This window comes from Bradyrhizobium glycinis, from assembly GCF_016031655.1.
Lineage (GTDB): Bacteria > Pseudomonadota > Alphaproteobacteria > Rhizobiales > Xanthobacteraceae > Bradyrhizobium > Bradyrhizobium glycinis.
The window spans coordinates 19,906-46,361 of the sequence record NZ_JACCHQ010000018.1; the positions used below are offsets into that span (position 1 = coordinate 19,906).

20 protein-coding genes and 8 pseudogenes are annotated in these 26,456 nt (G+C 60.4%); 9 read left to right on the forward strand and 19 right to left on the reverse strand.

Annotation, left to right across the window (positions count from 1 at the left end):
- Window positions 1–26: 26 nt before the first annotated feature.
- From HZZ16_RS23720 to HZZ16_RS23745, 6 genes and pseudogenes are all read right to left on the reverse strand, one after another.
- Window positions 27–1,465 (reverse strand): annotated as a pseudogene (locus tag HZZ16_RS23720) (nickel-dependent hydrogenase large subunit).
- Between the two features lie 2 nt (window positions 1,466–1,467).
- A pseudogene (locus tag HZZ16_RS23725) lies at window positions 1,468–2,476 on the reverse strand (NADH-quinone oxidoreductase subunit B family protein).
- A 67-nt stretch (window positions 2,477–2,543) separates the two neighbouring features.
- Window positions 2,544–3,856 (reverse strand): annotated as a pseudogene (locus tag HZZ16_RS23730) (DUF3422 domain-containing protein).
- A gap of 246 nt (window positions 3,857–4,102) precedes the next feature.
- A complete protein-coding gene (locus HZZ16_RS23735) occupies window positions 4,103–4,270 on the reverse strand; it encodes a hypothetical protein (protein ID WP_197952261.1) in 168 nt (55 codons plus the stop codon).
- Window positions 4,271–4,762: 492 nt separating this feature from the next.
- The gene (locus tag HZZ16_RS23740) at window positions 4,763–5,647 is read right to left on the reverse strand and encodes a TauD/TfdA dioxygenase family protein (protein WP_197952264.1); all 885 of its coding nucleotides are present in this window, start codon (window positions 5,645–5,647) and stop codon (window positions 4,763–4,765) included.
- A 2,185-nt stretch (window positions 5,648–7,832) separates the two neighbouring features.
- Window positions 7,833–8,324 carry a hypothetical protein gene (locus tag HZZ16_RS23745; RefSeq protein WP_197952266.1) on the reverse strand — a complete coding sequence of 164 codons (492 nt, stop codon included), beginning with the start codon at window positions 8,322–8,324 and terminating at the stop codon, window positions 7,833–7,835.
- A 553-nt stretch (window positions 8,325–8,877) separates the two neighbouring features.
- Here HZZ16_RS23745 and HZZ16_RS23750 point away from each other — a divergent pair.
- Entirely contained in the window at window positions 8,878–9,474 is a 597-nt protein-coding gene (locus HZZ16_RS23750; RefSeq protein ID WP_512699525.1) for a hypothetical protein, read from the forward strand.
- A gap of 346 nt (window positions 9,475–9,820) precedes the next feature.
- On the opposite strand, the gene HZZ16_RS23755 is transcribed toward HZZ16_RS23750, so the two are convergent.
- A complete protein-coding gene (locus tag HZZ16_RS23755; RefSeq protein WP_197952271.1) occupies window positions 9,821–10,234 on the reverse strand; it encodes a hypothetical protein in 414 nt (137 codons plus the stop codon).
- 19 nt (window positions 10,235–10,253) lie between these two features.
- Window positions 10,254–10,455 (reverse strand): annotated as a pseudogene (locus HZZ16_RS37395) (hypothetical protein).
- Window positions 10,456–11,326: 871 nt separating this feature from the next.
- On the opposite strand from HZZ16_RS37395, the gene HZZ16_RS23760 reads away from it, so the two are divergent.
- Window positions 11,327–11,527, forward strand: a complete 201-nt coding sequence (locus HZZ16_RS23760; protein WP_197952273.1) for a hypothetical protein — start codon at window positions 11,327–11,329, stop codon at window positions 11,525–11,527.
- A 476-nt stretch (window positions 11,528–12,003) separates the two neighbouring features.
- On the opposite strand, the pseudogene HZZ16_RS37400 reads toward HZZ16_RS23760, so the two are convergent.
- Window positions 12,004–12,084, reverse strand: a pseudogene (locus tag HZZ16_RS37400) (dihydrofolate reductase); the annotation flags it as partial.
- A gap of 132 nt (window positions 12,085–12,216) precedes the next feature.
- On the opposite strand from HZZ16_RS37400, the gene HZZ16_RS37405 reads away from it, so the two are divergent.
- The 4 genes from HZZ16_RS37405 (at window position 12,217) to HZZ16_RS23775 (ending at window position 16,974) form a co-directional block, all read left to right on the forward strand.
- Complete coding sequence (locus HZZ16_RS37405; RefSeq protein ID WP_246510376.1) at window positions 12,217–12,522, forward strand: hypothetical protein; 306 nt, start codon at window positions 12,217–12,219, stop codon at window positions 12,520–12,522.
- A gap of 1,749 nt (window positions 12,523–14,271) precedes the next feature.
- Window positions 14,272–14,472, forward strand: coding sequence for a hypothetical protein (locus HZZ16_RS38625; protein WP_512699526.1), 201 nt, complete (start codon window positions 14,272–14,274; stop codon window positions 14,470–14,472).
- A 115-nt stretch (window positions 14,473–14,587) separates the two neighbouring features.
- A complete protein-coding gene (locus tag HZZ16_RS23770; protein ID WP_197952275.1) occupies window positions 14,588–16,060 on the forward strand; it encodes a DASS family sodium-coupled anion symporter in 1,473 nt (490 codons plus the stop codon).
- A 404-nt stretch (window positions 16,061–16,464) separates the two neighbouring features.
- On the forward strand, window positions 16,465–16,974 hold the full coding sequence (locus HZZ16_RS23775) for an SET domain-containing protein (protein WP_246510378.1): 510 nt from the start codon (window positions 16,465–16,467) through the stop codon (window positions 16,972–16,974).
- A gap of 192 nt (window positions 16,975–17,166) precedes the next feature.
- Here HZZ16_RS23775 and HZZ16_RS23780 read toward each other — a convergent pair.
- A pseudogene (locus HZZ16_RS23780) lies at window positions 17,167–17,405 on the reverse strand (hypothetical protein).
- Window positions 17,402–17,545 (reverse strand): annotated as a pseudogene (locus tag HZZ16_RS23785) (transposase domain-containing protein); the annotation flags it as partial. The pseudogenes HZZ16_RS23780 and HZZ16_RS23785, both read right to left, overlap by 4 nt.
- Window positions 17,546–17,668: 123 nt before the next feature.
- Between HZZ16_RS23785 and HZZ16_RS23790 the strand changes: the two are divergent.
- The 3 genes from HZZ16_RS23790 to HZZ16_RS23800 are packed head-to-tail and all read left to right on the forward strand — an operon-like array spanning window position 17,669 to window position 20,831.
- The gene (locus tag HZZ16_RS23790) at window positions 17,669–18,910 is read left to right on the forward strand and encodes a tyrosine-type recombinase/integrase (protein WP_197952277.1); all 1,242 of its coding nucleotides are present in this window, start codon (window positions 17,669–17,671) and stop codon (window positions 18,908–18,910) included.
- Window positions 18,907–19,833, forward strand: a complete 927-nt coding sequence (locus HZZ16_RS23795) for a tyrosine-type recombinase/integrase (protein WP_197952279.1) — start codon at window positions 18,907–18,909, stop codon at window positions 19,831–19,833. The genes HZZ16_RS23790 and HZZ16_RS23795 overlap by 4 nt, the downstream gene beginning before the upstream one ends.
- Window positions 19,830–20,831 (forward strand): tyrosine-type recombinase/integrase, encoded by a 1,002-nt coding sequence (locus HZZ16_RS23800; RefSeq protein WP_197952282.1) that lies wholly within the window; start codon window positions 19,830–19,832, stop codon window positions 20,829–20,831. Before HZZ16_RS23795 ends, HZZ16_RS23800 begins: the two co-directional genes overlap by 4 nt.
- Before the next feature lie 140 nt (window positions 20,832–20,971).
- Here HZZ16_RS23800 and tnpC read toward each other — a convergent pair.
- The 8 genes and pseudogenes from tnpC to HZZ16_RS23835 all read right to left on the reverse strand — a co-directional run.
- Window positions 20,972–21,687, reverse strand: a pseudogene (tnpC, locus tag HZZ16_RS23805) (IS66 family transposase); the annotation flags it as partial.
- A complete protein-coding gene (locus tag HZZ16_RS37410) occupies window positions 21,671–21,868 on the reverse strand; it encodes a hypothetical protein (RefSeq protein WP_246510380.1) in 198 nt (65 codons plus the stop codon). The pseudogene tnpC and the gene HZZ16_RS37410, both read right to left, overlap by 17 nt.
- A 69-nt stretch (window positions 21,869–21,937) precedes the next feature.
- Window positions 21,938–22,132 carry an IS66 family insertion sequence element accessory protein TnpB gene (tnpB, locus tag HZZ16_RS23810; RefSeq protein ID WP_311974232.1) on the reverse strand — a complete coding sequence of 65 codons (195 nt, stop codon included), beginning with the start codon at window positions 22,130–22,132 and terminating at the stop codon, window positions 21,938–21,940.
- Window positions 22,133–22,165: 33 nt separating this feature from the next.
- Window positions 22,166–23,443 carry a group II intron reverse transcriptase/maturase gene (gene ltrA, locus HZZ16_RS23815; RefSeq protein ID WP_197952286.1) on the reverse strand — a complete coding sequence of 426 codons (1,278 nt, stop codon included), beginning with the start codon at window positions 23,441–23,443 and terminating at the stop codon, window positions 22,166–22,168.
- Window positions 23,444–23,953: 510 nt separating this feature from the next.
- On the reverse strand, window positions 23,954–24,172 hold the full coding sequence (gene tnpB, locus HZZ16_RS23820) for an IS66 family insertion sequence element accessory protein TnpB (RefSeq protein WP_197952288.1): 219 nt from the start codon (window positions 24,170–24,172) through the stop codon (window positions 23,954–23,956).
- The gene (gene tnpA, locus HZZ16_RS23825; protein WP_197952290.1) at window positions 24,169–24,591 is read right to left on the reverse strand and encodes an IS66-like element accessory protein TnpA; all 423 of its coding nucleotides are present in this window, start codon (window positions 24,589–24,591) and stop codon (window positions 24,169–24,171) included. The genes tnpB (HZZ16_RS23820) and tnpA overlap by 4 nt, the downstream gene beginning before the upstream one ends.
- Window positions 24,592–24,744: 153 nt before the next feature.
- Window positions 24,745–24,969: a type IV toxin-antitoxin system AbiEi family antitoxin domain-containing protein gene (locus HZZ16_RS38350; protein ID WP_376707585.1), complete on the reverse strand. Its 225-nt coding sequence runs from the start codon at window positions 24,967–24,969 to the stop codon at window positions 24,745–24,747.
- A gap of 176 nt (window positions 24,970–25,145) precedes the next feature.
- Window positions 25,146–25,883 (reverse strand): glycoside hydrolase family 12 protein, encoded by a 738-nt coding sequence (locus HZZ16_RS23835; protein ID WP_197952295.1) that lies wholly within the window; start codon window positions 25,881–25,883, stop codon window positions 25,146–25,148.
- Window positions 25,884–26,456: the final 573 nt, after the last annotated feature.

Genomic DNA, 26,456 nt, shown 5'->3' on the forward strand with positions numbered 1-26,456 from the left:
TTTGCAGTCGGCAACGGAGTTTCCGCCTAGTGCGCGGTGCACACTATGCAGGGATCGAACGAGCGCACGATGTGCTGGATCGCGACCGCGCGCGCGCCGGCCTCGCCCACATCGGTGCCGACCAGCGCCTGCTCCAGCGGCCCCCGACGTCGAAGGAATCGCGCGGCGAAAAATTCCAGGTGGTCGGCGCGATGATTGGTGGCGCTCGATCTTGCCGTTCCGCACCGCCATACAATGTCCTAGGCTGCCGCGCGCGGCCTCGACCAGCCCGACATAGCTGCCGTTCGGGATCTCGTGCGAATTGTGGCAGAACGGCTCCGACAGCCGCAGCGCGCGCGTCCACTGCTCCAGCGCGAGCGCGATGCGCGCGGTCTCGATCAGCCGCGCGATCACGCGGTTGCGCACATTGGTGCCGCTGACCGAGACCAGGTCGGCAATCAACGGCTGCCCCGCCACCGTCTGGCGAGCGATGGCGCCGACCTCGATCGGCTGCCCCGACAGCCGCGGCACCTTGCACCAGCTGTAGGCGACCGGCTTGTCGCGGTCGAGCACCGTGCTGCTGTGGGCGGGGTCGGCCGAGGAAGCGCGCATCCAGGCGTGGAAGACATCCCTCGGTGATCTGGGCCAATGGCAGTGGCTCGATCGCAGCGCGCGGGCCGAACAGGCCGCGCGGAAACAGCTCGCCGTCGGGACCATGATAGGCGCCGTAGCTCATCATCAAGCCCATCCCCTTGCCGAGCCCGGTGAGCGCGGGCTTATCGGCAAGCCGCAGGAAATGGGCAAAGTCGCAGCCACGGCCGTCGCGTCAGCGATCGAGCTCGTCCGCGGTCGCGATCGCCAGCACATTCTCCAGCGTATCGGCGAAGACGATCCGCTCGAGAAAGCTTCGGAACGCCGTCGCGATGGAGAGCAGCCGGACGCGCTCGCCGACATCGATGGCGCGGGTGGTGCCGCCGGGCTGGAACGCGAGGCTGTGGGGCCATTTTCCGGCGATGATGCCCATGGTCTCGAGCAGCCGCGCCCGCGGCGGCAGGGCGTCGCGCCCCGCACTGCCGCGGGTCGCGGCAAAGCGTTCGCGCGCCGCGGCGTGCCAGTCATGCGCCGCATAGGCCTCGCGGGCAAAGTCCGGCATGAAGAAGATATAGAAATGGGTCAGATGGTCGGCCGCGTTCTCCGCAGCATGCGCGATATTGGTCGCAAGCAGCCCGTTGGGCGCAGCCTCGATGCCCATCGCCTCGCGCAGCGCGGCGGCTGCGGCAACCGATTGCGAGACCGAGCAGATGCCGCAGATCCGCGGCGCTAGCGCCAGCGCATCGAGCGGCGGCCGCCCTTTCAGGATCTGCTCGAAGCCACGGTAGAGCGGTGCCGTCACCTCGGCACCCACCACGCGCCCGCTTTCGACGTCGAGACGAACTTCGAGGTCGCCCTCGACGCGGTTGAACGGACCGATCGTGATCCGCCTCATGGCTATCGCTTGGCCCCAGCGCCTGCGGGCGGCACCAAGACGTGGTCGGCAGTCGCATTCAACCGCACGCGCCGCGGCGTTGCAGACTTCGACAACGCCGCAAGCGCAACGAACCAGGCTTTTGGCATGTCGGTGGGCAGGCCGACCGGAATGCCCGCGACCTTGGCGGTCTCCATAAAGTTCCGCCCGCCTTCGAAACCCGGCGACGTGCAGGCGATGCAGGCATAGCCGCCTTGGTGCAGGAGCCGCCGCGGTTCCAAGAGCGCTGGTTGCAATCGCCGACCGCCTGCGTAGCCTTGCAGCCGAGATGCTCCATCAGGCAGCCGCGCTCCGACATGGTCTCGGCGCTCGCCTTGAATTCGTAGAACTCGTTGCGCGAGCAGCCGTGATGGGCCAGATGATTGGCGATGAACTTCGGCCGCCCATATCCGTCAAGGTCGGTTGCGGCAAGATCCTTGGTGGTCAGTGCCAAAATGGTTTCCATCATCCAGCCCGGATGCGGTGCGCATCCCGCGACGTTGATGACGGGCAGACCGAGCCGCGAGCGGAACGCCGCGCCCAACGCGCCGCCACTGTCGGAGCCCTCGAACTGCAGGCCGACGGCATCGGTCGGGTTCGCACCGGCGGCCGGAACGCCGCCATAGGCCGCGCAGCTTCCGACCGCGATCACGTAATCGGCGCGCGGCGCCAGATCGAGCATCCAGCTGTAGACGGAACGATTGGTGCCCGCGAGCATGTTGAAGCGGCCAGTGTCGTTCGGTCCCCGGGCGACCGACCTTCCAGCAAAAGCAGGTCGAGCCGCACCTTGCCGTCGAGCATGGATTGCAGGACTTCGACCGCCTCCTCGCCCGTCTCCTCGCTCACGGACGGATGCCACAGCAGGTTGACGCCGAATTGCCGAAGCTCGTCGAACCAGCCCGAGGCGCCGCTCTCGAGGATCGACATGGTGCATCCGCCGCAACTGGCGCCCTGCAGCCAGAGCACGTTGGTCATGCCGTCGGATCGGTCCATCTCATGTCTCCCGGTCGTCCCAGCTTCAACCGCTCGCCTCCGGAGCGCAAGGGGCTCGTCGGCGTCCTCAATCGTGAGCGCCCGGCAATTCGTCGTGTTTCAGGTGCCGTCTGCGGATATTGCGGGTGACGAGCCAGATCACGGCCACGGCCACCGGGACGAAGACGGCGGTCGCCAGCGAAGGCTCGACATGCAGGCCGCTGTCATGGGCGCCCTTGGCGAGATAGCCGAACAGGCTGACGACGTAGTAGCCGATCGCCGCCACCGACAAGCCTTCGACCGTGCTTCTGCAACCGCAATTGCAGCCTTGTGCGCTCGTTCATCGAGCGCAGCAGGTCGCGATTCTGCTCCTCGAGCTCGATATCGACGCGCGTGCGCAACAGATCGGCCGCGCGCGAGCTTGATCGACAGAGTGGCCTGCCGGTCCTCCGTCGTGGCACAGGTGCGCATGGCCGGCGCCATACGGCGGGCAAGGAACGAGGACCAGGTCGGATATCCCGCGATCTCGCCGCCTTCGATCACGGCCAGGCGCGCCTGCACGATCTCGTAATAAGCGCGGCTGGCGCCGAAACGAAACAGGCTGCCGGCAGCGCCTCTTTCGAGCGTAGCCGCCAATGCGGTCAGTTCGTTCAAGAGATGGTTGTTCAGCTTGAGATGCTCGGCGCGCTGCATCTCCTCGAGCACCTCGACCAGCCGCCGACCGATGTGATCGACGGAGGGCGCAAGCTCAATCGCGGCGGGCAGGCCGAGCAGCGCCAGCGTGCGGTAGGTCTCGATCTCCAGCACGCGCTGCACGAGCGCGCCGAGACGGCCGGGCGACAGGCCGTCATTGCACACGAGAATGCGGACGAAGCCCTGCTCGTCGGTACGAAAGTCGGATGCAACGACGGCAGGCCCGCTGCGGACCGCCGCCACGGCGAGGCTGGCTCGCTCGAAAAGCTGCTGGGCACGCTCCAGCGCCGCGGAGGTCTGCTCGACCTCGAGCTTGACCCCAACCAGCAACTGCCCGGCCTGGTGGAGCGACCGGATCAGCGCTGCAGCCTCATCGCCGATCTCGCCGAACTGCCGCTCGCAAGAGCCGTCCAGAATCCAGGTGAAGGTGGTGAATTCCGAGTGCTGCTCCCAGCGAAGCTGGGTCGCACCGATCATGACCTGATGATGCTTCGTCTCGGCATCCGGCGGCGCCTGTCCGTGCGACGTGCAGAATGCCACGAACCTCTCGCGATCGGCCGCGGCAACCTCACCCTGGCTCAGAAAGGCAAAACGCAGCACCGTGAGCGGCGCGACTAGCCGGGTGAAGGGGCGGGCATGCACCTCGGCCAGCACCGCACCACGCTGCGGATGCAATTCGAAGCTCGCGAGATCGAGGTCACCACTCATCTGACGTCCCTTGGTACCGCTTTCAGGCGCCGATGTCCCGCGCGTCCTCGCCGTTCACTACCACGACACGCCCCTGCTGTTGCAATCACCCCTTTGCAGGATACGCCCGCCTCCTCACGCCGCTGCCCCGTTGGCCATGAAGCTGTCGAGCTCGACGCGCAGGCGCTGGCTGGCCTCGGTCAGGCCGCGGGCCGATTGCAGCACGGCGGACGCCGCAGCACCCGTCTTGGTCGCTTCGCGATCGACCTATTCGAGGTTGGTCGAGACCCGTCCGGTGCCGGAGGCCGCATGCTCGGGGTTACGCGCGATCTCCTGCGTGGTCGCGGTCTGTTGATCGACGGCGGAAGCGATCGAGCCCGAGGTCGAGGAGATCTCCCCGCTCGTGCCGGCGATGGTCTTGATCGCAGCGATCAACTCATCCTCGCCTGCTGCATGCCCTGGATGTGCGCGCCGAGGTGAAGTCGCTGGCGAGCCAGACGGCGCGCGCCACGCACTTTTCGGAGGCGACAACCGCAAAAATCGCGACGGCCTCGCCGACGCGCGCGGCTTTTTTGTGACGCGCCAGTAGATTGGTCTGCTCGGCGAGCGCCGGGTTGACTACAACGAAGTCCGACCACTCAGCGCGATCGGCAACAAGCCCGCGGCTGCGGTGTTGAATAGCTCCGAAGGCTCCGTGGCGGCCGGTAGCGGCGATTCTGACTCACCGGCACGAGCCATAATGTATGCGCCGAACGGCAGCACCAACTGACCCGCATCTCAGCAATGGTTATGGACAGAAAAAGAAGCAGATCGCTTCGCGCCGGGCTTCACCCCCAGGGCGGGACGCCCGCCGTCCCCGCTCGACGTTGTGGTCCGCAACTTAGCCTTGGACCACCTGCATTTTGCGAAACCGGACTCCTGACCTTACTAGGCAGCCTCAGCGGCCCGTGATTTCAGCCCTTTTGCGTGCGGAAAGCTGGCGGCCTCCGCCAGCCGGTTCATGGCCCTATGAGGACTGCCAATTTTATCGATGGTGTACCGCTCAGTCGCGCAATTGTCCCAGATTGCGACGTCGCCTGTTTTCCACTTCCAGCACAGGGTGTTCTCGGGCGCGGTGAGATACGACTTCAGCAGCTCGAACAGTCTTTGGCTGGGATATCGCTGCAGGCCGATAAAGTTTTGCACTGAACGACCAAGCGAGAGCATGCGTTCGCCAGTTTCGGGATGAACGCGAACAATTGGATATGTCGTATCATAGATACTTCCGGTGGATGCGTTCTCCAACGCCCGCTTGTCGGCCTCGGTGGCACTCTCCATCGGAGTGTGATCGAATGTGGCCCCGGGCACAGCCCAAAGATTATCGGCAAGCATCCGCAGGGGATCGGGCAGGTCAAGGTAAGCGGCCCTCGTGCTCGACCAAGCCAGGTCCGTGCCAAGAGGCGGCGTCGCTGAATCCCGCAACACTAATATTGTTGGATAGCGGGCACTGAAGACCTCATCATCGTTCCTGCAGGCGCGGTCGCCGAGCGTCTTCGGGATTGTTAAGCCGCCCCTTGGGTCCAGCACTGTGGGATTCAGTATCGAGGAGCCGAGCCGGAGCACAAAACGCTGTTGCTGGGCATCATCCAGATGCCCCTGGTCACGGAAGAAGATGACCTTATGCTCGAGCAGCAGCTGGTGAATGGTTATGATGACCTCGTCAGACACATCGTCCGACAGCCTGATGTTCTTGATTTCGGCACCAAGCCGGTCCGCATGCTTGACGATGTCTGCTCGCGGAATGACGTTATCAAAGCTCATAGTGCCAGTCATGGACGAGGCCTCTCTCTGTGGCTGTCTAAACAAAGCTCCGTGATTGCTGGTGATGCGTGGCTAGGAACGTAACAAGTCCCTCTTGATAACACGCATCCAAATTGTCTGAGGGGTGACCCACACCGGACAGTGAATCGGCTGAAGCTTGATACCACCACCATCATCTTAGGATCTAATTCCCTCTGCGTGCGGACTCAGGCAGTGCGGCTCAGGGCACTCGCGAATAACGTCACAAGACCGATTTGCAGCCTGATCAGCAGTACAAATTATAGAGGCGGCCCATGTCCGGTCTATGAAACGAAAGCAGCTTTCTTTTCGATCTCGCGTAACGTTCGCCTCGCCGCCGAACTCGTCCTTGGAAAATTCTCGAATAGCGGTTGCGTCGTCACCTCACGCGACCCGCATGGCTTCATCCGCCCACGAAGAACCAACTGGCTCGGGGCCTCCCTTTGACGAAACGGCTAGGACACGATGCCCGCCCCGTATTCTATCTACGATCGTACTGTAACGATATAACTATTTATACGTGCGGACCAATCATTTCTTCGCGACTTGAAAGTGTTCAATGCTCGCCGTCTACTCGTCGGCTGGTCTATTCGGTTGTGCTTTTGCCGAGGAGGAAGGCCGCGCAAAATTCAAACGCTGCAACCGCCGCTGCAGCTTAACAACGGACTCAATCCCTCGATTTACGAAATATGCGCTCGTAGAGCCGCTTGTATGGAATGGTGTCAGCGGGGGAGCCGACATCTCACATTCAAGGCTGGCGACGAGGTACAGCTTCGAGTGGCCGTGTAGCGACGTAGAGCGCGCAGGCGAGAAACTCTCGAACAGGACGAAGAGCCGAAGGGACATCAAACTCGAGTTGGTTCGCTAAAATACTGAAGCAGACAGCCGCCTATGTTTCACAAGCAATTGTGCGGCCGACTGGGAAGCCGGTGCATACACGCGAAGTGACCTCTGATGGCTTGTCAGTTGCGCGTCTCCCAAGTTCGCTGAGCCTCATGAGCGACGGAGGCGACCGTCTTTGCCCATTAAAGCTGCAGGAGGGCGCAGGCTATGGGACAAACAGGATGAGAGCGAAATATCTACTTGTTCGCCGCCGCCCAGCAGGCTCTGCCATGCCTCAACCCGGATCACGGAACCGAGAGGACGAGAAGGGGGCAAGTGTCGGTTGCTTGCAGCGCGATCCGATCCGAAGTTACTACAGCGCACCGCCCTACGGCGTTCGCGGCAGATTACTCAAGGATTCTAATCCGTCGACATGACATCGTCAGGACTGATCTTTTCCCCACGAGCCTCCGGCGCCCTTCCGTGTCATCTTATTTAGCTAGAGTAGCTTACTTGAACTTGCGCTAATTGCCGTCTTTGCACACCCACCCGCCCAGATTCCCTATTGCTGGGTCAATCGCCGGATCTCAATGTGGTCCCGCTTCGCGCGACGCGCTCGCCAGGCCCCCGAATGTAAAGGGTTTACGGCGGCCTATGCTGGGTCTCGCGCGCTTAGCCGTTCAAGATCAGCTTCCGCGGCCGCCGTTCCCTGAATGCCTCCAGCTCCTCGGGAGCTTGGTGATGGATCCAGAACGGCGTACTTAATTCTGTTTGGTTGAGTTATCGGCGGGTCCACCGACACTACTGCTTTCGGGTGAATGTTGGCGAGGACCTTGCTGAAGCCACATTGACGGAGCGCTGGTTAGCGCTTTTTGTCCGACTTGCCGGAGAACCTCGACGGACGTCTCGCCTCGAGCGGCGGCTTCTAGAAGTTTGGAGGCGACATACGTTCGGGTGCCGGTCTCGTGACGTGACAGCCCCTTGCAAACCTCATCCAGAACTCGACGGAGATAGGCAATTGTATCCGAGTCGAGCATAGAGGATCTCCTCCCAGCGCTACAATGACCACACTGCAAGCGCGAGTTTTACGATACAAATATCGCCAGTGGCCGACGAAAGAGTGACCCTTCATTTCACTTAAGGCTGCACGAACATACAAATAAACTGCTGTCGCGAGTCATCAACGTGATGTCATGGCAGACCGCCGACACCCGGAGAAGTCGGTTGAACCCGTATGGTCTTCTCGGCGTCAAGCAAGCCTCGCGGCTGAAAACGGCCGCTCTCCGCCCGGTTAACAGAAGCGAGGAACATCACCCGCTCTACTCCTGATCAAGGCCCGACGGGACCATTGAGCAACTCAAACAGCGTTCGATAAAAGCAATCCGACAAAACGAGGTGAGCAGGACAACAAGACAAAGACAGACACGAGCAGCATGTCCGCTCGAAGGGAGCGCTTGGTCCTGATTGCGGAAGCTGCTTCGACTTCCTCGACCTCACCGATTTTTTCAGCCGGCCACCAGGCGAGTTGACGGGCCGACGCAGCGACGATCGGCAGAGGTCCGAGCACAACGGCAGCTTTAATACAGAAGGCCAAGTGGGCCGTAGCGGTCGGGACATGAGGCAGGGTTGCGGCGGTAAGCCGAAATGCTGCCGCCCAGATCGTTAGCGCAATCACACCGAGAGCGGCCAAGTCCTTGACGGCGGTTACCTGCCCCATGTCCTCAGCGGCTATCCTGTAGAGCTCCTCAATCTGATCGGGCATGTACAACAAAGTAAAAATGACCACCGAGAGAACAACAATCCACCCATGGTTGCGCAACGATGCCAAGAGCTCTTCGCGCACAATCATTGCGTCAATCCCCATACTGTCTGCGGGGATTGTCTAGTGCGACTAGAACAGGCTTTGATCCCAGGACTTCGCGCGTGGCTCTCATTGAAAGCATCCGCAGATTCTGCAAACAAACAAGCGATACACTTTCGACCACCCCCCAAAAACGCGAACTTAACCTAGGGTAGTGACACGTTTTATCGCGGTATTCCATTGGGCGGTCAAGAGATTTTCGATTGCAGAGGTCCATGGCCGCGATGTCGATGTTTTACGCTGGGTATGCACCATCTCACGCAGTTTTTCTTCACTCGTTCGTCTATAACGCAGAAGGTCATGCGGTCGCTCCGGCCAGCGTGGTGATCTTGCTCCCGTACTGACTTGGCGAAACAGTCATCTGACCTGATCGTCGCGTTGGACGTTCTGGCCAACTATGTGAATGACGCCGCTCGTCAGTCTCGAGGGAGGCACGTGCACAGAGGGTGCGCGCCGATGCGGCCCTGATCTGTCGAGATCTCGAAGGATGATTTCGAGGATAAGCTGGCGGAGTTTCATGGGGATGACATAGCGCATCATATTGCTGCGAACCCGCAGCGGTACTCGCGTCCCATCTCCCAGAAAGCCCAGCGCACGATGGACACCGCCTTCAGGTTTTGGGAGGACGTCTGGTTCTGAGAATGCGCGATATTTCAGCTACCAGCTCGGCAACAACAGTGTTGGGCTCCTGAGAACGGAAGCCGGAGGGTTGATGAGTGAAATGTTTAAAGATGACAATTCTTCGCGGACAAAATTTCCCGGAAAAGATGAAATCACGTCAACGATAGATTTCCGCGTAACTCATCCTCTCGCCGAGAACGCGGGTGATATTCTGCTGGAGCGACAGCTCCAGCTCGACGGCAAGGAGCCGCTCGTTCTCTCTCATTCTGTTAACCCCGAGGCTAAAGCCCGTGCAATAGCGCTGGGTTTTACGGAGGTGAGCGATTCGATGATGGTACTCGACCCTACTAAGCATGCCGACAAATGGGCGAAGAACGGAAACAGTGAATGGCAGCGAAAAGGAAGACCTTTACATCTTGCCGCTACTCAAGATGGTAGCGCAAGCGGAGCCAAGCCTGTCCAGGCCTCCGAAAATTGGCTGCAGGAGCCGAATGACGATGAATATGAGTTCATGTGAGCGGCACATGTCTCAAATTGCACCTTCTGCCTCGTCACGGGATTTCGTGACGCTACTTCGCGCGTAAGGTGATGCGCGTCGTGCTTCGAGCCGGCGGACCAGTTGCGGCGGGCGATGCCGCGCGGGTCGGCTGCCGCGCTCTTCTTTTCGCGCCTTACCGGCTTGTAAGAGTTAGCCTACAACTCGGCTGGCCGATGCCGAATCGAAGCGCGTTCGGTGGGTCGGAGCGGCATGGCCGCAAACAAGGTTAAGGGCGGTACGCTTAGGCTGGTGGAGCAATCGACAGTCCGGAACTCTCTAAGCCGCCGAGCTAAGCTGGCGGCTTTCTCTTTTGGCTCGACCCTCATTAGGAGGCATTCGCCCTCGCTCGTTCTCGGGCCTGGCGGCGACGCTCTCGGCGCTCGCGGCGCCGATTGGCACGATCAGCGGGCTGCCGCAGAAGAACGGGCTCCGCGGGGATCGTACTGGTATCCTCAACCGCTGTCACGTGGACCGTCTCCAACGCCACAGGATGGGCCTCCATAAGCTCGAGCACCGCCCGTCCTTTGGCCGTGATCTTCCATCCCCCGCTTACGCGTTCGACCAGTCCTTGTGACCAGATGTTGAGGTCGCCTACCCTGGCCGCGAGCCGCTTGGTCCGATCCGCCCACTCGTGGCCGCTGGTCGCCAGGATGGCCATGTCACGCTTGAGGTCGTCCATCACGGCAAAGCCATCCGGATAAGCCGCCAGGATCTTTAGGACCGTGACCTGGAAGTTCACGCCCGCGCCCTGCTGTTAGTCAGCGCCACATGGTGGGCGCGTGTGTCAGGGCCTTGCGGCCGACCTGCCTTAGGTCCTCGGGAGAGAGCTCGCCACTGGTGAGCGGCCTGCAGGATCTTCGATGCCACATGGGTACGAGCCCCGATCTCCCGCTGCGAAGGGCCCTCGCACACTTTGTTGAAGACCGCGCTCAAAACCGCGGTGGTTGCGCTATCGAACATGAAACGCCCCCATGACGAAAACCTCAGGTTAGCTCAGTTCTTTAGACATGGGAACTCAGGCATGTTAAGTTTTGCGGGATTGTTGGGCCAGCTTCCGGTGCGTCCGGAGAGCCGAACTCTTCCTTCGTAGCGTGCCGCTTAGATCCGGGCCGCTTTGACCACACAAATCGGATAGCGTTGGTGGGAGCTCGGACGCAGGTAGTCCCGCGCCTACGTCAACGGCCAAACCCGTCCATAGTGCGATGGGATATTCAGCTCCGCTTGCTGAAGCGAAAGCACGTTCCTCAGATCGAGAGCGCCGCCATGCAGCTCTACGTAATCCCCGGCCACCGGAAACCAGAACGGGACGGTGCGGCGGTCGGCATCCCGGGCCTCGGGAGGATCGTGGGAGACAGTCTTGACTACCAGTTCGTATAGGCCACTCAAGACCGCTTTCTTGCTAAAACCCACTGTGTCCCGTGACCGAACCTCACGGGAAGGCCGGATGTGGTTAGTCTGGATCGTGCGTAAAGGGAGACACAGAAGTTGGCGGCGTGTGAAAGGCCCGCTCTTTTCCTTGCTCCAGAGGTAGGGCCCACTCACCACTAGCTTCTCCGGAAGTGCGGATGCGGCAGAGACAGCGCCTTTGTCCCAGATCCCCCGGTCGACAAAGAGGACGCCGAGTCGCATCCGCGCTACTTTCCATTGTGTCAGCTTATCACTGTGCCCCGGTTTAAGCCCTACCGGCTGACAGCCGTAACGTCCTTCAGATGTGAGAAGTGTAGGGACTGTAACATGACACAACCATCAATAACTTGGAGCGATTCTCACGCTGACAGAATCTTCGCGACTGTGCAGCGTATGAGGGCGAGCAGACCAGGGAGAAGGACACATGTTCAAACGAGAAGTCACGCCATCAAAGTCTAAACCCTATGCAGTTGCGCGTAGCGAAACGGAAACGGACAGCGCATCAACTCGCCGAAGCTTTTGTTTTGCGACGCGTGTGTTTGATGACATCGACTTGACAACACGCGAATGGCACGAGATGCGCGATCGCATGTCAGGACAGCCGATGGTTGCTTCTATCTTATGAAGGTCCAGGCACTAACCCCGGTGACCGTGAGGTCTCAACGCCTTACAGTCTAAACGCCGTCTTTGCCTGGCTGCGAGATTGCCCAGAACAGATTGAGCGCACTGTGTTCGCCGGCGGCTAGGCTGGAAATGCCCACACGGGCCGTTTCTTATTTTTTGTGAATAGCCGCGCGGGTATCGTCAGCTTTCAGTAAGCTAGCGCCGATACGTAATCGTTGAGTTTAACGGGCTGGCAAGGCCAGTGCTGTGGGTTCCAGAGCAGCCAGCGCTCAGTCACGTTTCGCTAAACTCAAGCGGCAGGCGCGGGTGCGGCCGGATACATGGGCAATCCTGGCTGCCCGGCGCCGAGCCGCGCCCGCGCTGTTTCCAACTCAAAGGCTACCCCCTTCTAGTAGTTGCGATCGTTGGGCGAGCAATGATCCGCCGTGCGGTTCTTGCGCTGCTCTGAGGCTGGCGGTTTGGAAGTTGGCAGGCGGTCGGCAAGTCTGGCTGCTGCTCGTGCGAATTGCGACCGTGCACGATCAGCGCGGCGCGATCGAGCGCCTGCTCGAAGAACAGCTTATCGCCTGGCCAAACTGATTGGTTAAGTCTCCAAGCGCGTCAGCTTGTCGACAGCTGATCGGAACAGAGGGTGAACCAGAGCGACACTATCCGCTCAGGATTGCGAACCCCATCGAACCGGAAGGCGACATGAACCCATTTAACAGCATCGACCCATCCGAGCGGGATTTCGCTGCTTACAGCGCCGCGGTGCCAGAACCGCAACAACAGCAGCAAGCGGAGTTTGAGCCCTACCTGGATGAAGTGCCGCAACTTGATACCACTGCCGTCGCAGGGATTCCTGTTTCTCCAGATCACGACCATCCTCATCCGTCTGACGAAAACCGTAGACTCACCGAGGCGTTGGAACTTGGACACCTCAGGGCCAGCGGATTTGAAGACGTCGACACGTCGGGGACGCGGCTGCGCAGTACAGCGGGCTGTGGGAAGCATTGAGTTGGCCGAAGGAGCGGTCTACGGACGGTTACGTTCAGGATCCACTGCGAGGGATGATGGGCGAAGCCAGCCTAGCGTCGTCTCTCATGCCAACCGCGCATGATCACCACGCGCCGCATACCGGAGAAGCCGTTAGCCAACTCAACCGAAGCCACAGCTACCAGCTGACTCCAAACGAATTGACCGGGAGCGCCCCCCTTTCAAGCCACGAGGTCCTCGTGGGTGAGGATTACATTGGGCAGTTGAGGCCTACCAAGAGGCAGAGGGCGCTAAGCCAGCCGGAAGGGGATGCCATCGGGCGCCAGCTGAGCGAGCCTAGCGATTCAGCCGCTCACGCGCTGATGGAGCACGCCGGCCCAACGTCGACTTTCAGGCCAGCAGTCGCTTCGCCATTGGTCCTTCCTGCGGAAGATTACAATCAGGATCTGCTATCGGCAATGCCAGACGACGCCGGCCCATCGTGGTCTCGTGACCCGACCGCGCCCCATCACCAAGACCTGGATTTAAGAGAGGCGGTTCGTCCCTTTAACTCGGGGCACGGCCACCAGCACGCGTCAGCTGCGCTTGACGGCAGCACCGTCCCGCCGGGCCAGGACGGTCGACCTTTCATAGTTCACAATGACCGCTACACGGCGCTGTTCGTGCCCGCGGCAGCGATGAGGCGAAGCACCCCGCTCAATCCGGCAGGCGCTGCCATTCGTCTCGGATCTCGACAGGACATTGTTCCGCAGCCCAGTGCGGGAGCGTCGAACCGGGTCCACCAGCGCTGCTTGGACGAATGATGGAGCAAGCCGTTCAGGCGTCCGCCAGGGCTGAGACGACGTCTCCCGCGGTCCGCGAGGTTTATGCTGCATCATTCGCCGTTCCCGAGGACTTTACGCATGGCACCAACCCGCCTCGGACACGATAATCTCTAATCTCGGGCGCTGGGGCCTCTTGCCGGACACGGCACAGCCCCTAAAGCAATACGATATTCGCGGCCAGCGCTACACCGGCCTCCTGGGGCCAGGAGGGCCCAATGAGGTTCGACTCATCCATCACCCTCAATTGTAAGACGCCGACGGGCACTCCCGACACTAGGAGCGCGTTCCAGAAAGCTCTGGTACTTCGGGAGGTTGTGCCGCTACAGATGGGCGCCCACTCGGCTTTCACGTTGTCCATGACGCGCAGCAGGAATTGCCTGAACCCGCGCGCCTACTTGATATGTCAGAAGATCGGCGCGACGACCGCCGACTACAACGATATGATTTACGGGCATCTCGCGGGAAGATCGAGGCGCTCGCAAGGACTACGCGCGCGATAACGCACGCCGGCCTAAGGTTCCTCAAACCCCAAAACGAATCTCTGATCTAACGCAGCGATCGCAATGACCGCGTTGGTATATTATCCATGTAAAGGTACGGACCGACCTGCGGTGGCCCGAATAGCGCGAGCGTCACAATCCCTAACGTCGTGATCCTAGTCGGATTCCGGAGGAGACCGCCGGCCGGGCTGGTCAGTTCAACAAATTTTACTTGCTGTCGTGTGTCGCACCTTGCCACAAATGCGAAAACCTTCGCGGTTATACCAGGAGACCTTTCGCCTGCCCGAGACCATTCGCGTCAACGTCAATGGCGGCGAGCTCTGGGACCGCACGGTCGATCGCCACTAACTGCCTATGGCATCAGCTTCGACTGGAAGTTCACCGACACATTGCAGTAGACCATCGAGGCCTATGGACAGGCCGGCGCGTCCGAGATCGCGAGCGTCGTGCAGCCGCGCTTTCAAACCGGCGTGCGCTACCGGACAAACGAGGTATTCTCCGTAGACGTGATTTTCGCCGTAACATCACCGGCGAGAACGCCAGCTGGATCACCATCGGCGCAACGATCAGGTTTCCTGTCCGTGGTGGCGAGCCGGAGCACCGGCGCACCGGGCATTTGTGAGCCTCTCGAAAAGTCAGGCACTTAGCGACAGAACGCTGCTGGCCATTGATCGCGCCGCGGACAATCCGTATACGCCGCCATAGATAATGGCGGCCCGGCCAACGGGCGGCTTGATATGGCGACGATTGAAGGGAGAGTCCATGGCCGCTAGCTCGCAGGCGCCGGAGGCGACAATGTTTCGCTGGAAGCTGATCGCGCCGCTCCTGGTGTGGCTGGCGATCTATCTGTGGCCCGTGCCCGCAGGGCTCAACGTCAATCAATGGCACTATTTCGCCGTGTTCGCGGCCGTCATCACCGGGCTCATCCTGGAATCGATGCCCGTCGGCGCGGTCGGGCTGATCGGGCTCACCGTCGCCGGCATCGGGGGCTATATCGACCCTGACCCGACCAAGTCGCTGCGCTGGATGCTGGCAGGCTTTGCCGAGAGCACGGTGTGGCTGATCGTCGGCGCCTTCGTGTTCTCGATCGGCTATCGCAAGAGCCAGCTCGGCCGTCGCATCGCGCTGGTATTGGTGCAGCGCCTCGGCCGCAACACGCTCGGGCTCGGCTATGCGGTCGCGATGTCCGACTTCCTGCTTGCGCCGGCGACGCCGTCGAACACCGCCCGTAGCGGCGGCATCGTTTATCCCATCATCAGCAACATCCCACGCATCTATGGCTCCGAGCCGGGGCCGACCGCCGGCAGGATCGGCACCTACGTCATGTGGACGGCGTTCGCGGCAACGGGCGTGACCAGTTCGCTGTTCTTCACCGCGCTCGCGCCCAACGCGGCGGCCCTGGCGATCGCCAAGAAGACGGCCGGGGTCGAGGTCAGCTGGGGGCAGTGGTTCCTTGGCTTTGCGCCGCTCGGCATCGTCCTGCTGGTGGTCGTGCCGCTGCTCAGCTATCTGGTTTGCCGGCCCGAGGTGAAGCGCAGCCCGGAAATCTCCGAATGGGCGGCGAAAGAGCTGAGGGCGATGGGGACGATGTCGCGCAACGAATGGATCATGCTCGGCCTGATCGTGCTCGCGATGTTCCTGTGGATCGCCGGCTCTAATCCCGACATCCGAGTGCCGCTCCTCGGCTCCAACTTCGTCAACGCAACCACTGTGGTCTTCATTGTGATCTCCTTGATGCTGATCACCGGCGTGATCGAGTTCGCCGACATCGTCAGCGAGAAGAGCGCCTGGGAGGTGTTCTTCTATTTCACCTCGCTGTTGACACTCGCCTCGGGCCTCAACGAGATCGGCTTCATCAAATGGTTCGCGACCGAATACGCTAAGCCGCTCGCGGGGTTGTCGCCGTCGACCGCGATGATCCTCCTGGTCGCGCTGTTCTTCTGGATCCACTATTTCTTTTCGAGCATCACCTCGCATGCCGCCGCAGTGCTGCCGGTGGTGCTCGCGGTCGGCTCGGGCATCGCCGACCTGCCGGTCACGACCCTTGCCATGCTCTGCATGTATTCGCTCGGCCTAATGGGCGTGATCTCGCCGTACGCGACGGGGCCCGCGCCGATGTATTTCGGCAGCGGCTATATCGGGAAGGGGCAGTTCTGGGCCTTCGGACTGATCTTCGGACTGCTCTATTTCGCGGGGCTTCTGCTGATCGTGCTGCCCTGGCTAATGGTCTCTTGAGCCAACGGGCGAATATTCTGCTTCGGGAAGGGATTGGGAAATCTTCGCCCAACTCCCGCCAGCTTCTTCGTCACGCCAGTCTTGTTTCTCATTTCAAAAGAGTAATGTTCGCTTCCTGCTTCTTCAAGACGCGACGCGCATCTCTCAGGCCGAACTGCTCCGGTCCAAGCGTAACTTTGACCGGGTGTTGCGGCGGAAGTGGTCGGGCCACGCCGTGGATGTGCGCGGCTGGGGCCATTGGATCCTCCTCCCATTCCCGCCGCGATAACAGGCTGTGCGAACTCTGCTAAATAGCCGCAAAGCCAGTCAGGGTCGCTGAGATCCTGCTCCACAGCAGCAGCACCGAAAGAATGCACGGATCCGAAATCGAATCGTGGGGAAGACGCGGTGAAACGAGCCCACCAATGCTTGCAGCAGATTTACGAGGGTCAGGTCAGTTAGCTTGCGGGGCGCTAGTCACTTCTGGAGATATCTCGATGTTGATTGTTGAGACCATTTTGAAGGCTGACCAATTTGGCGGTATTGGCCTTTTCTCTGCTACTCTTCTACCTAAAGATGAGTTGATTTGGATACATAATCCAATCGTTGACATTGCCGTGACACCTGAACAGTACGAAACTTTACCTCCGACATTTCAAGCTCTACTTGATAAGCACGCCTACCCGAGAGACTACCATATTGATGATGGTGTTGTAGAGTACAATGCTGACAATGCTCGCTTCATGAATCACAGCAGTCAGCCAAACACGTATCAAGACGATGATTGCCGAATTTTCACAGCCCGTGACGTGCAGCCGGGTGAAGAACTAACCTGCAATTACTTGATTTTTGATCCAAAATGCGACTTATCGTGGGTCAAGGAGCTATCGCCGAATGTTGGCGCCCGAAGAGCCAGCTTTTCTCGGCGAAAATGAAAGATCATAGCCGCGCAGCTTCATTCGACACATGTCTTGGCGCGCATTGTGCAGTGGCGCTCGGTCGCGAATGCGCTTTCGATGACGTTGGTAGTGGTTGATCCCGTGCCGCCCTTTCAGGACGAAGCACTCTCTCCTCAGTACCGGGAAGAACGCGCAGCAGTACGTATCCGTTCGGCGTAGGCCGCAGCGTCACCGCCTGAGCAGTTCAGGGTGTTCTTTGTAGAACTTGATGAGCTCGATCAGGTTATCGATGCCGAAGTCGGTGAACGCCTGGACGCCGTCTTCTCCGCCGCCATAGACCCAGATGGCGCCATCCTCGATCTCCATCTCATTGGCGATGTCCCACAGCCAATCCTCATCTTCGCCGAGGTCTTTGGCGATTTGGCGAGGGTGGTGACGTGATGGACCTTGTTGACGTGCGTGCTCATGCTGCTTGAGCGGAGAGCGTTGATGCCAGCGTCCAATTCCAGGGCAGAAGCTCGTCCAGGCGATGAGTCGGGTGGGTTGCGATGCGGGCAAGGACATCGGCCAGCAACACCTGCGGGTCGATGCCGTTCATTTTTGCCGTTTATGTCGCCCGCCGAACTATGCCGAGTCGGGTCGTTTTCCCCAGATTTCTCGCTGATTGGCGTTTGGTCGGTTCGGCATAGTTCGTTCTGTGCCTCCGCTTTCAACAGCGGAGAACAGGAAGATGGAAGTTGAAGAGTACTTGGGCAGAAGCCGGCTGTACCGGCGTCTCAGAGGCGGGCCGCACGGACAGCTCGTTGAGCGCTATGCCGCTCGTCTCGTCGAAGAGAGACTCGTTCGGCACGGCGCGTGGCGTTGCCTCAACGTGGTTGGCGGGCTCCTGAGTTGGATCGCAGGCCGTCGCTATGAGCTGGTCGATCTCGATGAGCAGGTCGTTGAGCGGTACCTCCGACATCGAGGCGGGAGGCAGTCTATCCAACCCGGTGACCGGGCCGCGCTCAAGCGATGGCTCTCGGTGCTGCGCCAGGAAGGCGCGATCGCGCAGTTGGTGCTGCCGCCTCTCACCCCGCACGAACGGATCTTCAAGGAGTTCGATACCTACCTGCGATCAGAGCGCGGCCTAGCCCCGAGGTCCATCGTCCGCCATCTCCCGGTCATCCGCAGGTTCCTGCACGAGGTGTGCTCCGGCGGCGCCGCCGCCCTGTGCAAGATCAACCAAGAGGACGTGATCCGCTACATTGAGCGCCACGCCCAGGATTGGAGCCCGGGAACAGGCAAGGCGATGTGCTGGTCGTTGCGCGCCTTTCTCCGTTACCTCCACCATCGGGGGCTGAACGCGCGCCCGTTGGCGGATTGCGTTCCATCGATGCGACGATGGAAGCTCGCAACTCTGCCGACCTATCTGCCTGCCGCTCAGGTGCGGAGGGCTCTCGACGGTTGCGATCGGGAGACGGTGATGGGACGGCGCGACTACGCCATTCTGTTGTTGCTGGCCAAGCTCGGCCTGCGGGCCGACGAGGTTGCGACGCTCACCCTCGACGATATCGACTGGCGCGCCAGCGAGATACTCGTTCGCGCCAAGGGCCGGCAGCGTGCACGGATGCCGATATCGCCAGACGTTGGCGCGGCAATCGTTGCATATCTGCGCAATGGCCGCCCAAAGTCGTCCTGCCGACGGTTGTTCGTCCGCACACTCGCGCCACACGTCGGCTTTGCTTCCGGATGTGCGATCACCATGATCGCCAAGGCCGCTCTCGATCGCGTTGGAATCGAAGGTTGCGCACACCGCGGCGCCCATATCTTCCGACACAGTCTCGCTACCGAGCTTCTCCGATCTGGCGCGACCTTGTCGGAGATCGGACAGTTGCTGCGGCACGAGAACCACGACACCACCCGGATTTACGCGAAGGTCGACGTCGATGCGCTGAGAACATTGAGCCTGCCCTGGCCGGGAGGCGTGCAATGACCAATCTGGGCTCCGCACTCGATAAGTACCTGAGCATGCGCAAGGGACTGGGCTACAAGTACGAGCACCAGACCTGTCGGCTCGCCGACTTCGTCGCCTTCATGGAGAAGCGCAAAGCCAGGATCATCACGACGAAGCTGGCAATGGAATGGGCGACGCTGCCGCCCGATCGTCATGCATCCTGGGCGCTGCGATTGAGCGACGTGCGCGGGTTCGCGCGCCATGTCGCCAACTTCGATCCGAGAACAGAGGTGCCGCCCATCGGCATGCTGCCGGGATGGAAGCGTGCCAAGCCCTATGTCTACAGCGACGCGGAGATCGATGCGTTGCTGACGGCAGCGCTGGCTCTGCCGCCAGAGGACGGGCTGCGCCGATGGACCTACCATACCTTGTTCGGGCTGATCGCGGTGACTGGCATGCGCATATCCGAGGCGATGGGCCTGGAGCGTGATGACGTCGACCTCGACGCCGGCGTGCTGACGGTCCGGCTGACCAAGTTCGGCAAGTCGCGGCTCCTGCCATTGCATCCGACGACGAGAACAGCGCTGCGCGACTACGTCCACCGGCGCGATGCGCTGCTCGGATCACGCTGCGGCTCGACCTTCTTCGTTGCCGAACAGGGAGGCCGCTTGCTTCGCCAGTACGTTCATCGCGTCTTCTGGCGATTGTCCAGAGAGATCGGGCTGCGGCGCCCAGGTGATCGTACCGGGCCACGCGTGCACGACTTCCGTCATCGCTTCGCCATCCGGACGCTGCTTGACTGGTATCGCGAAGGCAAGAACGTCGAGCAGCAGCTCCCAGTGCTGTCCACTTACCTCGGCCACGCCTGCGTGCGCGATACTTACTGGTATCTCTCGGCCTGCCCCGAGTTGATGGAAGAAGCGGCGCGGCGTCTCGACCGGCGATGGGAGGTGACGCTATGAAGCCCGCCTGCAATGTCGCCACGTTGATCGAGCGCTTCTTCACCGAGCGCCTCATGCGCCAGCGCAATGTTAGCGCCAACACGATCGCCTCCTACAGGGACACGTTCCGGCTGCTGTTCATGTTCGCGCAGGTGCGGCTGCGGACGTCCCCATCGGCCCTGACGCTCGTCGATCTGGATGCAACGTTCATCGGCGCGTTCCTCACCGATCTCGAGGTTAAGCGCGGCGTCAGCGCAAAGACGCGTAACCTGCGTCTGACCGCCATCCGATCCTTCTTCAGGTTCGTGTCCTTCGAGGAGCCGGCACATAGTGCTCTGATCCAGCGCGTACTCGCCATACCGAGCAAGCGCCACGACAAGCGACAGGTGCACTTCCTGACGCGCCCCGAGATCGAGGCGGTTCTCGCCGCGCCTGATCGAACGACGTGGCTTGGCCGCCGCGATCACACCTTGCTGCTGGTCGCGGCCCAGACGGGCTTACGCCTCTCAGAGCTGACTGGCCTTGACCGGGATGCCGTCCACCTCGGGTCTGGCGCACACGTGCGATGCGTCGGTAAAGGGCGGAAGGAGCGGACCACTCCGCTGACCACACTCGCTCGGTGTGCACTCCAGGCATGGCTCAAGGAACCGTTGCGGAAAGGAGCAACAGCGTTGTTCCCGAACGTGCACGGGGGCAGGCTCAGTGCCGATAGCGTCCAATCCCTGCTGGGAAAGCATGTTCGTGTCGCTCACAAGAGTTGCCCGTCTTTGAAGGCCAAGAGCGTGTCACCGCACGTGCTGAGGCACAGCGCTGCGATGGAACTGCTGCAAGCCGGCGTCGACTGCTCCGTGATCGCGCTGTGGCTCGGTCATGAATCGGTCGAGACCACGCAGACGTACCTGCACGCCCACCTCGCGCTCAAGGAAGCTGCCCTGGCGAAGCTCAAGCCGTACGAGCGCGGCAAGCGAACCCGCTTCCAGCCGAACGACCGCCTACTCGCCTTCCTCGAGGCGCTCTGAACGACCAGACTATGCCGAATGGAATGGGGCTGCCCTGCGCGCGATTGACGGGTGCCAGCGTGATAACAGCGCGCTATACCAAATCCGTTCGGCATAGTTCGGCGGGCGGCATAAACAGCCCTATGCTGAGCGCGGCATAGTGCCGTGACGATCAGGCTGTACATGGCCGCCGCACGCCGTCCGCCACGATCGGAGCCGCAGAACGGCCAGGACTTTCGGCCAAGAGCAATGCCCCTCAGCCCTCGCTCGGCGGCATTGTTGGAGAGGCACACGCGCCCGTCCTCGAGGAAGAGCGTGAAGCTCGACCATCGCTTCAGGATATAGTTGAACGCCTTGGCCAGGTCGTGCCCCCGAGACAGCTTGGCAAGCTGCTCCCGCATATAGACCTGGAGGTCCTCGACCAGGGGCCGGCTCAGCATCTGCCGCACCTGAAGGCGCTCGTCGGCACTCTTGCCGTTGATGGAGCGCTCGATCTCGAACAGTGCATCGATCCTCCGCACGACCTCGATCACGATCGGAGAGAGCGGGATTTCCTTCTTGCCGGTGGCCTTGCGCCGGGCATTCTCTTCGATGTCGGCCATGGCAAAGAACGGGCGCCGTCCATGCGACCAGCAGGCAGCCTCCCGGATTGGGCCTGGCTGGCGTCCCGCCAGATAGAGCTGGTTGTACCCGTCATAGGCGTCGGCCTGCAGGATGCCGGCATACCCCGCCAGATGCCCTGAGGATGCTCGCCCTTGCGGTCGCGTGAGTAATAGAACATCGCCGCCGGCGGGTCCGTGCCTCCAAACGGCCGGTCGTCCCGGACGTAGATCCAGCATCGTCCCGTATCGGTTTTGCCCTTAGCCAGCACCGGCACGTTGATGCCTTAGCCTGGCAATCTGCAGCTTCTGTTGCGCGATCAGCGCTTCATCTTCTGACGCTTTCGCGCGGGCGACCGCGAGTTCGGCGGCGATCTCCACACCCTTCGCGCGCTCGACTGCCAGCGCCTTCTTCAGGGCGGCAACCTCATCCGGAGCAGCGTCGCGGTCGGCATCCATGAGACGCAGTGAATCACAGATTGGACGCGATGGGACTCCCCAAAATGCAAAGAGCTGCGGATTCTGCGCTTAGCCCGCGCTTTGCGGTCGCCAGCTCAATTGCGGATTCCGCCAGTCGATCCCTTCCAGCATGTAGGCCATCAGCGCCGCCGAGATTGATACCGCGCCGTCGGACGCCGACGGCCAGATGAACTTGCCGCGATCCAGGCGCTTGGCGTAGAGCGACATGCCAAGCCCGTGGTGAGTCGGCCCCGGGAGTTGCACCCGGAGCCGCTCTCCGAACCGTACGTGACGCTCTCACGTCATACGGCTATCAACAAGTACCGAAGCAGAACTCAACCTCGCCCAATGAGCAAACAGCTTTGGCCTGCGGCGGCGGATCAATCTGAGCCAGGTGGAGGCTCTGACTTTTCCATTCTTCAGCTCTTTGTATTTGCGTCGCGCCCAGCGGTTAAGAGATTCATCGACGTATCGATACAGGTTGTGCATTTCTGACCGCCCATATCTGCCGTAGTACTGCATCCATCCACGAAGGATGGGATTCAGTTCCAAGGCGATTGCGTCGACTTCCGTCTGCGAGCGAAGCCTGAGCCGGAGCTGCCGGATCGTCATACGCATAGACTTCATCGCCGCCCTGCTGGCCGCTGGCGAGAACGTACAGAAGTTTTCTTTCTTCTGATGATTTCTTGCCCTGCGCGGTCGAAAGGTAAATCCCAGAAAGTCAAACGACTGACTGGTATGGCTACCCGGGCGGTTGCTGTCTTTGCAGTAGACGATCTTGGTCTTGTCGGGATGCATTTCGAGTTCGCATTCCTCAAACCTTGCTTGCAGCGCCGCCTTGATGGCCTCCGCTTCAGCCTTGGTTCGGCAATGAACGAGCCCGTCGTCTGCGTATCGACACCATGGTGACCGCGGGAAGTTCCGCGCCATCCACGTATTGAACGCATAATGCAAGAACAAAGTGGCAAGGACGGGACTGATCACGCCGCCTTGGGGTGTGCCCCGGCCGCGAGCGGTGATCGCTCCGTCTTTGCCTTGCATCGGCGCTATTAGCCAGCGTTCGATGTAGAGCAGAGCCCATTCGTCTTGCACATGCTTCCTGACGGCCTTCATAAGCAACTTGTGGCTGATATTGTCGAACAGGCCTTTGATGTCGAACTCCAGCACCCAGTCCATCTTCCAACACCGTTGCCGGGTGACGCCGACGGCGTCCAGCGCGGATTTTCCGGGCCGGTAGCCGTAGGAATCGGGAAAGAAGATTTCCTCGAGTGCTTGTTCAATCTGCAGCTTGACGACCGTCTGCGCCACGCGATCTGCTACTGTCGGCACGCCTAGAATGCGTTGTCCGCCATTCTTCTTGGGAATGGGGACAGCCCGAACGGCAGGTGGAAAGTAGCTCCCAGAAGACATCCGATTCCAGACCTTGTAAAGGTTGCCCTTCAAGTTCTTCTCGAAAGCTTCCAACGATACCTTATCCACGCCGGCTGAGCCCGCATTGGCTTTGACCAATCGGTAGGCCTTCATCACTGTTTGCTTGTCGATATTGTACTGCTTACGTTCGGTTACACCCATCATGTCCTCCTGCTCATCACAGTTGCATGCAGGCGGAACCACTTGCCTCGGCCCCTTCGCTCCAGTCCCATTACAGCACCTTCATCACTACTACGAGCCAATCCGCCCCAGTGTCGTGCTTCGGTACTCTCGTCTCGCGGTGTGCGCCGCTTGAACTTCTCCCTTGGCATCACAACGACTGGTTCCTGCAGTTCTCTACAAGAGCCTGTATCCAGCTCGCGTCCCCTAAACGCCGGTCGCCACCCGCGCAGTAATCCAGGCGCCTCACGGATTGATCTCAGGGATGGCACGCGCCCCTGATTTTGGCGACATCTAAATAATTTTGGACGCGTCATCGGAAGATTCGCTTTCGCTCGCCTTCTGGATACTCACCTGCCCCGTAAACTCGGGACTTTTGCAACACTTGCTGATGACCGCGCCTTTTAAGCGAAGCCACAGTGTCGTGGTTTTGCATCTGCGGCTGGAACGCCGATGCAGGAGGGCCAACCTCCATCTCTCATAAAGCTGTACGCATCAAATTCGGTTATTCACCTCCTTCATGCTCTGCAGCACACCATGCCAGAGGATCTTGACCAAATCGCCGCGGCGCCCCCGGAAGATGTAGAGATCGCCAGCATGAGGATCGCGCTTCAGGCTCTCCTGGATCGCAAGCGCCAAGCTTTGCATTCCGCGGCGCATGTCGGTGTGGCCGGTGGCGATCCAGACCCTGACGCCGCTCGGGATCGGGATCATCGCCGTCTCAGAATCTCAAGAACCCGCTGCAGCGCCTCAACATCGACGTCGCGGTCAACGCGAACACGACAGCCGCCAAGCTCGATCTCGATAGTGCCGGCCCTTGCACGGTGCACAGGCGGTGAAGACACCGGTTGTGGCGCGCCACTCGAGATCGGAGCCGCCGCAGGCGTGATCTCAACCGGAACAAGCACCGGCGCAGCATCGCCGTTCAACTTGCCTTCGCGCGCCAACCGGCGCCACGTGAACAATTGGCTTGTCGACAGCCCGTTACGTCGCGCAGTCACAGACACCAGACGCGACCTACCATAGCTCTCGGTGACGATCCGCTGCTTTTCTTCCAATGTCCAACGGCGCCGTGCGCCCGTCGAGACGACTTCAAGTCGGGAAACCTTCGGCATAGGCATATGGTCGGTCATACGCCTATGTCTTCATCCTCCATCAAACCGCGCAAGACGGTCTCCGCCGGAGCGATACAGTAGTACCGACGACTGCTTTTTGTAAGAGTGAGTGAAGGCTATTGAAGTCTCGGGGTACGGTTATCTGATAGGTTGGTTTGAGAACGGCATCCTTTACGAGCACACGTTTGCGTTAACCCACATCGACGCCCTGCTAAGGCGTTTGAGCCAGGCATGATCCCGGCCGTCGGCGAGGTAAAACAAGAGGCGCTTGACCTTGACGCTTGCACAATCCTGCCCGAGCTTTTGCAAGCAGTCCGCGGGAAGATTGGCAAGGCCGCCAAGGAGGGCATAGACTTGCCGAGCTTTCATTGTTGGGCAGTTCGTCAAGCAATTCAAAGACCACGCGTTCCGGCAGCTGTCTGGCGCTCGATCGAACGGGGGCGGTCGGTTTGTGCTAGGGCGATAGAACCCGAGCGCCGTATCTCAGCGCCCCGGTAGTTCGCTGCTTTGCAGTGTAACTGACGCGCAATGGATTTGCGAAGCGGCTTGGTGCTGCGATCTTAACACAGCAGTCACTTCGAGGTCACGGCCCAATGATTGACGTCGAAGTTTAGGCCGCCTGGGGAAGACGTTATCTCAACACCATATTGGACGCTTCCGACGACTATATCGCCGAAATAACCTTTCGACTTGATCCATTGCAGGATACTCTGGATGTCCACAGTCCCTGTGTTGGCCTTGGACGTGCGCAGGAACGAGATGACCTTGTGGTTGTTCCAGCCTTCAAACACATTCCAAGTCGTCCCGCCCACATCCACGCCTGTATAGACCGGAATCGCGGCTCCCGTCTTGGAGTACTTGTCAGAAATGGGCTTGACGTCGCCACTTCCATCGGGATTCCCGGTGTAGTTGGTCCAGAGCATGATCTCATAGGCATTCGAGCTGTCCCAAATGTCGTACGCGAAGTTCCAGCGCCCGCGAGCCGGGACGCTCTGATCGAAGCTTGAAGTCAAGGTGTTGATCGCGCTCAGCCGTTTACCGACATTGAACGCCTCGTGGGGATAGCTCTTAATGCCCCCGCTATCAGGATGGTTCGACCACACATTCCACCGATCGGCCGCATGTACAGAGATCGTCTGAGGGCCAGCACCTTGGCCATAGACGTCGTTATTCCAGGAATAGCCATCAAGCGAATAGGTGCCGTATCGATCGCTCGAACTCCAGATCGGCGCTTTCGCGGATGCCGGGAATAGCACAGGGATGGCCACAAAGGGCAGCGCAAGAACGTTCCGCTTCGATAACTCAGACATTCTAAACTCCAACTGAGATCTACCCCTCAGCAACCCAAAGCAAGCAAAGTTGGTGCCAGTGTTCGCGTGCCTCGCGACGGGTTCAACACGCAGATCAAGCAATCAATGAGACGCGATAGTGCTGCTCGAAAGCAAGTCGGCCGCAATCCGCACATTCTATGATTGGGCGATCTGTTAGCTGAATGAGGCCCGCGCCATTCTCGTGAATTCGAGAAGCACGGCAGGATGCAGCATCAAACCCACCCACATGCGCGCGAGCGCGCCTTCGATCTAACCCGCTTCGATACCCCACAAAAGATTCTCGGCGGAGAAGGCCTCGCCGAGCTGCATGACTTTTTGGCTTCGATCGGCGGCACCTGCCGAAAATTCAAACATTGGACAGCCGTGCCGAGTCTGCCACGACGGAGGGGTTAGACATCGACCCCCGTGTTCATTCTAATTGGCGGGCAGGTTAGCATTGTTCAGATGCCCGCAGGCGAGCCAAGGCGGAGTTCGCGGCGGCACCTGCGCCCTTTAAGCACGTCGCCGCCTCTGACTCCAGCCGACCGGCGCACGATGTCTTGGTCGGAGTTG